General features: G+C 44.3%; 13 protein-coding genes. 10 read left to right on the forward strand and 3 right to left on the reverse strand.

The window, feature by feature from the left end; all coding sequences use genetic code 11:
- Positions 1-20 precede the first annotated feature (20 nt).
- Complete coding sequence (locus GTW09_RS03340; protein WP_163110098.1) at positions 21-2531, reverse strand: flagellar hook-length control protein FliK; 2511 nt, start codon at positions 2529-2531, stop codon at positions 21-23.
- Positions 2532-2866: 335 nt separating this feature from the next.
- Between GTW09_RS03340 and ccmA the strand changes: the two genes are divergently transcribed.
- From ccmA to GTW09_RS03390, 10 genes are all read left to right on the forward strand, one after another.
- Entirely contained in the window at positions 2867-3490 is a 624-nt protein-coding gene (gene ccmA / locus GTW09_RS03345) for a cytochrome c biogenesis heme-transporting ATPase CcmA (RefSeq protein WP_163110686.1), read from the forward strand.
- Positions 3490-4155 carry a heme exporter protein CcmB gene (gene ccmB, locus GTW09_RS03350; protein ID WP_163110100.1) on the forward strand — a complete coding sequence of 222 codons (666 nt, stop codon included), beginning with the start codon at positions 3490-3492 and terminating at the stop codon, positions 4153-4155. The genes ccmA and ccmB overlap by 1 nt, the downstream gene beginning before the upstream one ends.
- On the forward strand, positions 4155-4907 hold the full coding sequence (locus tag GTW09_RS03355; protein ID WP_163110102.1) for a heme ABC transporter permease: 753 nt from the start codon (positions 4155-4157) through the stop codon (positions 4905-4907). The genes ccmB and GTW09_RS03355 overlap by 1 nt, the downstream gene beginning before the upstream one ends.
- A 2-nt stretch (positions 4908-4909) precedes the next feature.
- Positions 4910-5122, forward strand: coding sequence for a heme exporter protein CcmD (gene ccmD / locus GTW09_RS03360; protein WP_163110103.1), 213 nt, complete (start codon positions 4910-4912; stop codon positions 5120-5122).
- Positions 5123-5196: 74 nt separating this feature from the next.
- Positions 5197-5718, forward strand: a complete 522-nt coding sequence (gene ccmE / locus GTW09_RS03365; RefSeq protein WP_163110105.1) for a cytochrome c maturation protein CcmE — start codon at positions 5197-5199, stop codon at positions 5716-5718.
- Positions 5718-7784, forward strand: coding sequence for a heme lyase CcmF/NrfE family subunit (locus GTW09_RS03370; RefSeq protein ID WP_163110106.1), 2067 nt, complete (start codon positions 5718-5720; stop codon positions 7782-7784). The genes ccmE and GTW09_RS03370 overlap by 1 nt, the downstream gene beginning before the upstream one ends.
- A complete protein-coding gene (locus GTW09_RS03375) occupies positions 7781-8452 on the forward strand; it encodes a redoxin family protein (RefSeq protein WP_163110108.1) in 672 nt (223 codons plus the stop codon). The genes GTW09_RS03370 and GTW09_RS03375 overlap by 4 nt, the downstream gene beginning before the upstream one ends.
- A complete protein-coding gene (locus tag GTW09_RS03380) occupies positions 8452-8916 on the forward strand; it encodes a cytochrome c-type biogenesis protein (RefSeq protein WP_163110109.1) in 465 nt (154 codons plus the stop codon). Before GTW09_RS03375 ends, GTW09_RS03380 begins: the two co-directional genes overlap by 1 nt.
- A complete protein-coding gene (gene ccmI / locus GTW09_RS03385; RefSeq protein WP_163110111.1) occupies positions 8913-10193 on the forward strand; it encodes a c-type cytochrome biogenesis protein CcmI in 1281 nt (426 codons plus the stop codon). Before GTW09_RS03380 ends, ccmI begins: the two co-directional genes overlap by 4 nt.
- A 2-nt stretch (positions 10194-10195) precedes the next feature.
- Complete coding sequence (locus tag GTW09_RS03390) at positions 10196-11125, forward strand: MlaA family lipoprotein (protein ID WP_163110112.1); 930 nt, start codon at positions 10196-10198, stop codon at positions 11123-11125.
- Between the two features lie 140 nt (positions 11126-11265).
- Here GTW09_RS03390 and galE read toward each other — a convergent pair whose 3' ends face one another.
- Together galE and GTW09_RS03400 are read right to left on the reverse strand one after the other, a co-directional pair.
- Positions 11266-12288, reverse strand: a complete 1023-nt coding sequence (gene galE, locus GTW09_RS03395; protein ID WP_163110114.1) for a UDP-glucose 4-epimerase GalE — start codon at positions 12286-12288, stop codon at positions 11266-11268.
- On the reverse strand, positions 12285-12587 hold the full coding sequence (locus GTW09_RS03400; protein ID WP_071978818.1) for a DUF6170 family protein: 303 nt from the start codon (positions 12585-12587) through the stop codon (positions 12285-12287). Before GTW09_RS03400 ends, galE begins: the two co-directional genes overlap by 4 nt.

The following is a 12587-nucleotide window of genomic DNA, read 5'->3' on the forward strand; positions in this document are numbered from 1 at the left end:
TGTCTTCTCGCAATTAGCACTCATACTCTAGTCTCAAAAATTTGATGAGGACGGCTATTGAGGGTATCTGGAATATGCCCGCGCTGAAAACTACTCTTTTCTACTTGTAATCCAAGTTCCTCCAAGCGTTTAGTGAGATAAGGCAATGTGTCGGCAACTCTTGCCAAGATAACTTCATTTGAGGCATATAAGTCGAGGGTAATTGTCTCTTTGTCTATTTTTGACTTGGCAAGTACTTGTCCAACAGTGCCTATATCCAACTTCATGGTAACGTTCCACAGAGACTGCTGCCCTTTACTCTCTTGTTGTTCATGCTGCTTTTTAGGCTCGCGCTGAATGAGAAGCTCTGGTGGCGTATTATGTTGGGTGAGCGAGGGGAGTACATAGTAAAAACTATCTTGCCCTTGAATACGTGCGTCGGCTTGAGTCAATTTACTTTGCTGATGATTTGCCAGTAACGTTTTAAGCTGGCTGAGAATTTGCTGACGACTGTCTAATTGATGCAAATCTTGACTTACTTTGCTTGGCTGTGAGTTTCCACCCACACTTGCCAACGTCTTAGAAACGATTGAATCAGGTGCATCGAGCTGTGCCTTTAAGCTGGGTTGTCGTTGCAATGCCCTGCCAGCTAACGCAAGTTGCACCAGTGCAACGAGTCCTTGCACAAAGCTCGATACCGCAACCGGTGAAGCGAGTGCCGACGGCGTTGCCAAAAGTGCAGGGCTGCTTAATAAGTTTTGTATCCGTTGCGGCAGCGTTGACTCCGGTGTTGACACCTCATTCGGTGCTTTGCTCTTTCCGCTATCGTCTATCGCTTTTGTTCCTGTACCTACTTGCGTATTTGCCTCTTCTTTGAGGCCATTTAGGCGTTCAGCCCCTGTTGTTTGCTGTTTACTATTTGTATTTGAAAGTTGCTGTAAAAGGTTGTTTATCAGATTTACTGAAGCATTTCTTGCCTCAGATTTCAGTAATTGCGCAATGCTGCCTAAAGATGCCTTTCCACCATCAACTTCCTTATTCACAGAAATAGGTTTCTCGGCTTCGCTACTCGGATAATTTGTTGAGGTTTGTAAAAGGTTTTGTTTTTGTTCTGCTTGATGCAGTTTAGATAATGCAGCGGGAGCAGTACCTACATCAAGACCTTTTATGTGCTGTATTAATCTTGATATTGCCGCAGACGGTGATTGTTTGTCCGCTATTGAAGCTTCAACTTGAGTTTTGGATAACGAGTTCGGATTCCCCTCAACAATGGAAATAAGCGAGGCTAATGCGGTGGTTGTATTTCCAGTTTGATTGAGGAGTACCCTGGAAAGTGCTTGAATAGCCTTATGCACCTCACTACCTTTGAGTACTTCTGGCGATGCTTTGAGATTGTCTAACTGTATTTTGCTGGGCGAAGTATATTGAAAGGAGGCATCTTGAGAAGCGGCAGTGCTACCGCTGTTATTTGCCTTGAACGATTCCGAGCCTATAAGTTGCGACACTGGAAGCTTCTTTATCTCAATATTGCGTATTTGTTCTTTTGCTAGAGGGGGCGTTGAAAGTGCGCTTTCCGGCATGGTAAATGTAGTTACCACATTGTTCCTAGCCGTATGTACAGTAAGCGTAGCGTTTGAACTGTTTTTAGCAGACAAAGACAACAAGCTGACGGTTTTTAATGTGTTGTTCCCCGCATCCAAAGGTGTGGGCATAAAAGCCTTTAATGCCGAGGGCGTCCTATCGTTTTGAGATATAGCCACAGCGCCCTGTTTGAGGGCGCTCTCAATGAATTGGCTTTGCATTTTTATATCTACATTTCCCAGTGATATGCCTTTTCCATTCTGCCCGCTAAGACCTGGCTGATTGGAAGATACGCTAAGAGAAATATTACCGCTTTGCGTGCGACTCATGGCTAATGTCACATTTTTACCGACAAGGCTTTGAAATGACGATAATAACTTTGCGTCTAACTGCGTCGTTGGGAATTTAAGTGGCTTTTCGCCATTTACATTGAGCGAGATTTCTTTGTTGGTTACCGCAAATACCTGTGCTTTCAGTGATACAGCTGTGCCGTCCACGTTCTTTAAAGCCTCGGCAATGGCTTTGAAAAGTTGGCCTTGCTTATCAAATGGAATATTAATTTCTTGCGAAACAATGCCTGTTGAAGTTAAGGCCGCTTGTATCGATCGGGTTTGCGCTGAGTTAGCTTGAGCAGAACTAGTTTGAACCGAGCCCAGAGAAAGTAACTGAATTTGCTGTGACGAGTGAAAAGATAGCCCGTTTGGTAAGCGTATGTTTGCATTTAATTGAGGTGAATTAATGGCAAGAATATTTTCAGGTAGTTTAGCAATCACGACTTTAGCTGCGTTATCTAGAGCAGCCGCTTGCGTAAGCGCTTTACTTTGCGCTGGATTCAACACTGCACTTGGTGCTGTGCTAGTGGTCCTATTCTGAACCTCGTTTGGCGAAGCGCTCCGTGTAGCATCTTGCACAGAAGCTTTCGAGGCGCTTTGCATAATGTTGGCAAGGATGTTGGAGAGTTGCTGCGTCATAGTTGAGCTATCGGCCTAAAGGTCGTTTTCCTTAGTGATATTAAAGCAGGCCTTTAGTTTTTTAGATATCTTTTGCGATGAGTTTGTTGATGATTTTAGCTACGACTTTAGCTATGTATTTATCCACCTCACGCCCTAGGTATATCTGTTCACTTTTATCTGCCTAAATGCACAGGTGAAACCTATATTTAGTGGGCTAAGGCCTTAATTTTTTATTAGAAATACCTTTGAAGTAAATCATATTTAATTGATATTCGCGACTGCGAAAAAGTCATCCTGTGATAAACTATGGCCATTTTTTAAAGATCTATTTTGTGACTAAGGCTGGCTTAGTAGTGCTAGAAGCATGTGAAATAACTTGCATCAAAAGAGATAGAACCTTGTTCGAGGGCATTTCTCTGTCGGTAGATGCCGGAGATCTTCTTTACTTACGAGGGCCAAATGGTGCGGGTAAGACAAGTTTGCTGCGAATTTTAACAGGACTGAGTGCACCTGACTCGGGGACTGTACGATTTAATTCTGTAGACATTGCCGTAAATGCATCTGCGTATTTGTCAAACTTGGTGTATTTAGGCCACAAAAGCGGTACAAACGGCAGCCTGTCTGCCATAGATAATTTGAAGTTCTGGCTTGCGCAACATAGTGCAAATGCAGATGACGATGCACTTTATGAAACGTTAGCGCGCATCGGGCTGGTAGGGCTTGAAGATGTTCCTGTGCGTTATCTATCAGCAGGACAGCAACGTCGAGTTGCACTTTCTCGATTGTGGTTAAAAAAAGCGAGTGTGTGGGTTTTAGATGAGCCTTTTACTGCCCTCGATACAAAAGGCGTAGCACTGCTTGAGCAATTTATGAAACATCATGTTGAAAACGGTGGGGTTGTTATAACGACCTCTCACCAAGCTTTGTCTGAAGAAGCGGGCAGGTACAGAGTATTCGATTTGGAGTATCGATTTTAATGTCGTTATACCAAGGCATTTTTGTCAGAGATATGCACATAGCGTTTAAGCAAAAAGCGGAGCTGGTTCAGCCGATCATGTTTTTGCTGATGGTAGTTACTTTGTTTCCACTAGGGGTTAGCCCATCGCCAGATACGTTACAGAGGATTGGTCCTGGAGTACTGTGGATTGCTGCGATTTTGTCTTCGCTCATGGCAATGGAGCGTATGTTCCGCGATGATTTTCAAGATGGCACCATGGAGCAATATGTGCTTTCTGGTATGTCTTTGGCTGGCATTAGCGCAGTGAAAGTATGTGCACACTGGTTAGTGAGCTTTGTTCCTATGCTTGTGCTCTCACCTCTATTGGCGATGTTTTTAAATTTAACATTTGATATGTATGTGGCGCTTATTATTACTTTGTTACTAGGCACGCCTTTGCTGTCATTCATTGGCGCCATTGCGGTTGGTTTAACAGTGGGACTGCAGAAAGGTGGGGTATTGTTGGCTCTGTTGCTAATTCCCGTTTTTATTCCGTTACTAATTTTTGCCACATCTGCTGTGGATTCTGCCGCACTGCAATTACCTTATTACCCGCAAATTGCTATTATTGCCGCCATGCTATTGCTCTCGGCTGCAATAGCGCCTTTTGCGATAGCGTATTCTTTAAAAGTGAGTCAAAACTGATGTGGAAGTGGTTACATCCTTACGCAAAAACTGAGCGAGCTTATCAGCTTTGCATAACGTTACAGCCTTGGTTTTGGGCTGGTGCGTGTATTTGTCTTGTTGTTGGAACTGTATGGGGGCTTGCTTTCGCTCCGCAAGACTATCAGCAGGGTGATTCCTTTCGTATTATTTATATCCACGTGCCAAGCGCTATTTTGTCCATGGGCACGTATGTAGCTATGGCGGTGGCCGCGCTTGTAGGTATGGTATGGCAGTGGCGTACCGCATATATGACTATGATAGCCATGGCCCCTATTGGCGCTGTAATGACGTTTGTCGCACTTTTTACTGGAGCTGCGTGGGGTAAACCTATGTGGGGCGCTTGGTGGGTGTGGGATGCTCGATTGACTTCCGAACTAATTTTATTGTTTTTGTATGTTGGCGTAATTGCTTTGTATGGCGCGTTTGAGGACAAACAGCAGGCTGGCAAGGCCGCAGGTGTCATGGCGTTGGTGGGCGTTGTCAATATCCCTATTATTCATTATTCCGTTGAATGGTGGAATACGCTTCACCAGGGAGCGACGATAAGTAAATTTGATAACCCATCCATAGCACCGGAAATGCTTTGGCCGCTACTTATTAACTTATTGGGCTTTGCTCTTTTTATAGGTGCAGTAACAACAATTCGATTACGCAATGAAATTGTATTGCGAGAACTACACCGTCCTTGGGTACAAGCGCTCGCTCAACAGCGATTAGAAAAGGAGGCTTAAAAATGCAGTTTGACTCCTTTGCTAGCTTTATCGCCATGGGCGGCTACGCGTTTTACGTCTGGATATCGTTTTTTATTACCTTTGGAGCTATGGCCGTGATTGCGGTGCAAAGCTACCTCAAACAAAAAACACTGCTTAGAGCAGTGATCAAAGAGCGAGAGCGCAGAGCGCGTATTCAAAGAGCGCATAAAAGCGCGCAGAATAAAATCGACTAAGTCAGTAGCGTCGACGAGACGCGGATTGTGATTAATATTTTTCCATTTTCTATATATCGAAGTGAGATAGTTGCATGAACCCAAGACGTAAGCAGCGTTTAGCTGTAGTCGCTACAATCGGCCTTTTAGTTGCCAGTGCAATTGGGCTGATGCTTTACGCATTGAATGACAGTATCGACCTGTTTTACACACCAAGCGAAATCATTGAGGGTAAAAACGGACAAAAACCACAGGTAGGTCAGCGCCTACGGATAGGCGGAATGGTAGTGCCAGGTAGCGTAAGTCGCGACCCCGAAAGCCTTGCCGTAAGTTTCGATTTGGTAGATACAGGGCCAACTGTTACGGTGACATTTACGGGCATTTTGCCGGATCTGTTTCGTGAGGGTCAGGGAATTGTTGCTACAGGTGTACTCACTGAAAAAAGACAGATTAACGCCCAAGAAGTCCTCGCTAAACACGATGAAGAATATATGCCGCCGGAATTGGCTGAAAAAATGAAAGGGATTAAACACGTTAAGCCAACTGAGAGCTTAGGCTATAACTCGGCGACCAATGAGGCTAGCAGTTCGGCAGGTAAAAACGGAGGGCTGTATTAATGATCCCTGAAATTGGTAACATTGCCCTGACATTAGCCTTAGTACTGTCTATTTTATTGGCTGTATATCCGCTATGGGGAGCTCATCGTCAGCATGAAACTCTTATGGCAACAGCGAAACCTCTGGCCATCGGGCTCTTTGTTTTTACACTTATTGCCTATGTGTGTTTAACGTACGCATTTGTTACCGATGACTTCAGCGTGGCCTACGTTGCACAGCATTCAAACAGCAAGCTGCCTATATATTACAAAATTACCGCTGTGTGGGGAGGCCATGAAGGCTCATTTTTATTATGGGTGCTAATGCTTTCTTTATGGACGGTAGCTGTAGCCATTTTTAGCCGAGGGATCCCTTTGGCGATGGTCGCACGAGTTCTTTCTGTGCTGGGAATGATCGGCATTGGGTTTTATTTGTTTATGCTGCTGACATCAAATCCCTTTGACAGCATGCTGCCATTTTTCCCTGTTGATGGGCGGGATTTGAATCCGCTGCTGCAAGACTTTGGCATGATCATTCACCCTCCAATGCTTTACATGGGCTACGTTGGGTTTTCGGTGGCGTTTGCATTTGCTATATCAGCGCTAATATCAGGGCAGTTAGATTCAACCTGGGCCAGGTGGTCTCGGCCATGGGTTATCGCGGCTTGGGCATTTCTTACCGTAGGTATTGCCCTTGGTAGCTGGTGGGCCTATTACGAACTTGGCTGGGGAGGCTGGTGGTTTTGGGACCCGGTAGAAAATGCCTCATTCATGCCTTGGCTGGTAGGAACGGCACTAATGCACTCTCTTGCTGTAACTGAAAAGCGAAAAGCATTTAAATCATGGACAGTGTTGCTCGCGATAGCAGCTTTTAGCATGAGTTTACTGGGAACCTTCTTAGTGCGTTCTGGGGTGATTGTATCGGTGCATTCTTTTGCCAGCGATCCTACTCGAGGGCTATTTATCTTGGGGATCCTTATTGTGCTCAGTGGCTTTGGTTTATTAATGTATGCCATGCGAGCTGCGTCACTTAAAAGTCCGGGCCGATACCAAGCGTTTTCGCGCGAAGTATTGCTCATGGGGAACAATGTCTTCTTGTGCGCCGCTACCCTTGTTGTGCTGCTAGGGACATTATTTCCTCTAGTTCACAAAGAGTTAGGTTTAGGTAGCATTTCCGTTGGAGCGCCGTTTTTCAACCAAATGTTTACACTTCTGATTGTACCTTTTGTACTTATGCTTGGCCTTGGGCCATTAACTCGATGGAAGCATCAAAAGGCAGGTGATTTAAAGAAACAGCTTCTCATTTCATCAGGTATTGCGTTAAGCGCTGGCGTGCTTGTGAATTTTGCCTATGACACGCCAACTTATATGGGCGTGCTCGGAATGGTGCTGGTATTTTGGATATTGGTTATGACAGTGCAAGAGGTTATTCAAAGGGTGTCGTCTATGCCCAATGAGAGTGGCACACTTCACTCACTTAAGAAATTAACACCCAGCCACTGGGGCATGGTGTTAGGCCATGTTGGCTTTGCTATTTCTATTATTGGTATAACGCTTGTGTCTAATTATGAGCTAGAGCGGGATATCAGGATGGACGTGGGTGAAACAGTAAGTTTAGGTGGTTACGACTTCACCTTTACTGATGTTAAGCGCGCGGATGGTCCAAACTACAATGCCGATGCAGGAGTTTTTGACGTTTATAAGAATGGCGAAAAAGTGGTAAGGCTAGAGCCAGAGAAACGACTTTATACCGTTCAGCGTATGCCAATGACGGAAGCAGCAATTCATTCTACGATAACACGAGATGTGTTTATCGCTATGGGAGAACCTCTTGATAATGGTGCCTGGGCAATTCGAATTTACATTAAGCCTTTTGTTATCTGGCTATGGGCAGGCGCGGTCGTGATGGCGTTAGGTGGTGTTTTTTCTATTAGCGATAAACGCTATAGGATCGCAAAAGTGCAAAAGGTTAAAAACGCGCTGAAAAATGTAAAAGTGTCTAGTGCGGGTACTTCGCACTCATCGGCATCTTCACACAACGCTGCTACTAATACGCCTGCTAATGAGACAAGTGGTGGGCCTTTATGAAAAATGCCCGTTTAGTTGTAATACCGCTCGTACTATTTTTGCTTTTGGTTGTGTTTCTATTCAAAGGATTATTTTCAGATCCAAGAGAGCTTGATTCACAAGTACAAGACAAAATGCTGCCTGAGTTTTCGTTACCGGATTTGATGCAGCCTGATGTTATCTACACTCCCGATAGTCTTAAAGGTAAGGTGACGCTGTTAAATGTATGGGGCGTTTGGTGCGTTACGTGTGCCGTGGAGATGCCTTATCTTACTCAATTAAAAAATGAGCAGGGTGTTCACATAGTCGGGTTGTATTTCGATCAAGATTTAGACCCCGACTTTGGAACTAAAACTTTAAATCGTGTTCAACAAGAAGTCACATCGATGTTGAGTCGCTATGGTAACCCCTATGCATTTAATATATTTGATGTTTATCGTGATACATCATTGGATTTAGGCGTAACAGGGGCGCCTGAGCACTTTGTTATCGATACAAATGGCGTAATTCGCATGCATCATATCGGCGATATAAATGAACGCGTTTGGCGCAACAAAGTGGGGCCGCTTTACAATAAACTGGTCGCTGAAGCGTCTACTGCTGGGCTTAAAACGGGCACTGAAAAAAGTGCAAGCGCCGATAATGGCATTGATGCCTCTTTGAATAGCACAAGGGATGCGGTGAAATAATGAAGCACTTTTTTATCACGGCGCTAAAAATCATCGCGGTGGGAGTTTTTTTACTCACTGGAAAAGCTTACTCAGCACAGGACAATTTTTCCTTCGATACGCCAGAGCAGCGCGCTGTTTTTCTTGAGCTCACCGCAGAGCTTCGTTGCCCAATGTGTCAAAACCAAAATATTGCTGATAGCGACGCCATGATTGCACACGATATGCGGCGCAAAGTGTATAGCCTTCTAAAGCAGGGTAAGACTGAAGCTGAGGTCATTGATTATATGAAGGCGCGGTATGGTGATTTCGTTCATTATAAGCCCCCCGTTACTATTGCTACCCTATGGTTGTGGGCAATTCCAGTACTTTTTGTGTTTATAGCCATGCTATTTATTGTTAAGCGAAAATCAAATCAACCGCCACAAGATATGGCAGCAAAATTAGCGAAAGCCGATGAAATGTTGGAGCAAGATAAAGAATGAGTTGGGCTGAGTTTTATTTAATAGTTTCTGGGCTGATTACGCTTGTTCTTTTAATTGTTGCCTTTCCATTTTTACGCAACAAAAAACACGCAAAGCAAGATAGCTTAAGTAATACGCAAATTATTAGGCAACGCCTTGTTGAACTGGAGCGGGAAGTTAAAGAAGGGCTAATAAGCGAAATAGATAAGCGCCAAGCAGTTGATGAACTCAAAGTAGCGCTAGTCGACGAAAGCGCATTTGAATCGAAAAAAACAGGAACGGCCCCTCTTGTATTGTTGGTGGGTGGTGTTATTGCGCTTATTTGCGGTGGTGTTGTCTACTCTCAAGTTAATCAAATGTCACAAGTAAAGCGCTCTACAGATGCCATTGCTGCTCTTCCTCAACTAAGCGAGCAGTTGGCTACTGGCAATGCCAACAACCTGACTCAACAAGATATTGCTGATTTAGCATTAGCTATTCGTCAGCGGCTTCGTGAAGACCCTCAGGACGATACCGGGTGGATGTATTTGGGAAGACTTCTGCTTAGTATTGGTCAAGAAGTACAGGCAATTGAAGCTATCGATAAAGCGACCAAGCTGGCTCCTAAAAATAGCGCACACAAAGTCACACTCGCACAGGCGCTTATGACAACTGGAGATGTGAATAATCTTCAACGGGCGCAGTCTATACTCAGCGGCCTACTAGCAAATACCCCCGGTAATGATAATTTAGCATTAATGATGGCGGTGGTATCAGCTCAAGTAGGTGATGTAGAACAAACCAAGCGTTATTACGAGCAGGTGAAAGATAAGCTTCCTGCCGATAGCGACATGACGAAGCGATTGACATCACGCATAGACGAACTAGAGGGGCGAGCAAACGAAGTTGCCAAACTGAGTGATGCCAGTTCAAACACTGAAGCTTCTACTGTATCTGAACAGGTAAGCGAGACCGGCTTCTTAATTAACATCGAACTATCTGAGGCGGCAAAGCAAGCAGCTCCAAAGGAAGGTTTTCTTATTGTATTTGCTCAGGATGCTTTATCTGAAAATAGAATGCCCGCTGCCGTAGTGAAAATGCCGATAGGCACACTGCCTACATCAGTTACTTTGACCAATAAAAATGCAATGATGCCTCAATACAATATTACTTCTCTCTCACAGGTCAATGTTACCGCAAGACTCTCTATCGATGGCGATGTGTCTGTCTCAGAAGGCGAGTGGCAGGGTAGTGCATCAGCGCAGGTATTAGAAGGGCAGACGCCTGAGTTAACAGTTATCATAAATAAGGAATTGTAGTAATGGATATAACCAGATATCTGGTGGCTGGCGCTTTTGTTGTTAGTAGCCTTCTAAGCGGATGTGCATCTAATAATGCGTCAGAACAGACATCTCAAGTAGCATCAAACAGCGCTGAAATAGATTCATCAGACCCTCGCGACCCGTTGGAGCCGATAAACCGTTTAATGTGGGACTTTAACTGGGAAGTTCTTGATGCCTATTTTGTGCGTCCTTTGACTGTTGGCTATGTAACCGTCATGCCTCAGTTTGCGAGAACTGGATTGCTGAATGCCTCACGGAACTTACAAGAGCCTGCTAACTTTATGAACAATGTATTGCAAGGGAAGGTAGACGACGGTTTAGATAGCATAGCCCGTTTTTTATTAAACTCTACCATTGGCTTGTTTGGTACTATCGACGTCGCAACAGACATCGGCATAGCGCGAAAAGATGAGGAGTTTGGAGAAACCTTAGGAACATGGGGCGTAGAAACAGGTCCATTTGCCATGCTGCCTGTGTTAGGACCCAACGATCCGAGAAGTTTTGCCGGTCAGTTTGTTGATGGCACGGTATATCCTATGGCGGTTATCGCTAGCAATTTCTTTATCGCGCGCTATGTGGTTTCTCTAGTTGAGACTCGTGCTCAATTAATGGACCAAGAGGCTCAACTTGAGCAATCTGTAGATGACTATGCTTTCGTTAAAAACGCTTATTTTGAAAACTTAGCGTTTCGCGTAACCGATGGTAAAAGTGGCGATAAAGCCATTGATGAACAGCAGCTTGATGATTTTGCTGACTTCGAGGCCATGTTAGAAGACTCCAGCTTTGAAGACTTTGATTATGAAGAAGAACAAAGCGACGAGCCTGAAGATGATAAAGAGATTAAGAAAGATAAAAATCCAAAGGATGACAAAAGCCAATCTTCAGATAATGATCAAATTGAGTACTGATAAATGAGGTCAAAGCTTTAGTGTTTTGACGCCTCTTTGCTAAAAACGCAGAGAGAAAAAACGCCGAGAGAAAAAATGTAGTAGTCAGTGAAAAAAACCATGCGAGAGCATGGTTTTTTCAACATTTAGCGAAAGCTAACTCAGTCCTTAGGATAACCCATGGGGTTTTGAGACTGCCAATTCCATGTATCAGCACACATATCTTCTAATCCTTTTTCAGCGTGCCAGTTAAGCTCTTTGGCAGCTTTAGTAGGGTCTGCATAGCACGCGGCAACATCTCCGCTGCGTCTCGGTGCAATTTTGTAAGAAACGGTTTTGCCAGACCCTTTTTCAAAGGCTGCTATCATTTCAAGCACTGAATAACCCTGGCCTGTACCTAAATTGTATTTATCTAAGCCCATGTTTAGCGATAAGCGGTCAAGAGCTTTTAAATGACCATTGGCCAAATCAACAACATGGATATAATCTCTCACACCGGTGCCATCTTTGGTGTCATAGTCATCGCCGAACACGCTTAACTGCTGAAGTTTGCCCGTTGCTACTTGCGATATGTAAGGCATTAAATTGTTAGGAATACCATTAGGATCCTCTCCAATCTGCCCTGATTTGTGCGCACCTACGGGGTTGAAGTAGCGCAGTAATACGATATTCCATTCGTTATCTGAGCTATACAGGTCGCTGAGCATGTGCTCAACCATAAGTTTTGACATACCGTAGGGGTTAGTTGGATGCCCGGTGGACATATGTTCGCTTAGAGGCAGAGAAGCGGGATCTCCGTATACGGTAGCAGAAGAACTGAATACTATATTCTTAACACCATGTTTTTGCATGACTTTACACAAAGTGAGCGTGCCATAAACATTATTTTCATAATAAGACAGTGGTTTGGCTACAGACTCCCCAACAGCCTTTAAACCAGCAAAGTGTATGACGGCAAAAATACTGTGCTCGCTGAAAATATCATCTAAAACTGCTGTGTCGCGAATATCGCCTTGCACGAAAGTTACTGACTTCCCGGTAAGCCCTTCAACACGTCTAAGTGACTCGGGGCTGGCGTTACACAGGTTGTCGAGTACAACAACAGAATAATCTTGTTCGAGCAACTGTAAAACGGTGTGGCTACCAATGTAACCTGCACCGCCCGTGACTAAGATGGTTTTCATTCATTCTCCTTGTTTGAAGGTTGCGCTATGTATTTAGCACATAAGGAATACTGTATAGGTTTTATGACCAGTGGATAAAATAAAAATACCACAAATGCCCACAGTAGCGACGTCCAATTCGTTGCTGTTTGAAGGATAAATGCAAATACCGGTACTATGACGAGTAATTTTAGAACATTGAGCAGTGTTTTTTCAGGAACAGAAAGTCGCTTAGAGGCTTGCTCGAGCAAACGTGCTCGTTCAGCTAAAGGTAAACCTTTCAATGCTGGGATGTTGCGTGTAGAAAAATAAAACGTCAT

The sequence above is a fragment of the Alteromonas hispanica genome, assembly GCF_010500915.1.
GTDB classification, from domain to species: domain Bacteria; phylum Pseudomonadota; class Gammaproteobacteria; order Enterobacterales; family Alteromonadaceae; genus Alteromonas; species Alteromonas hispanica.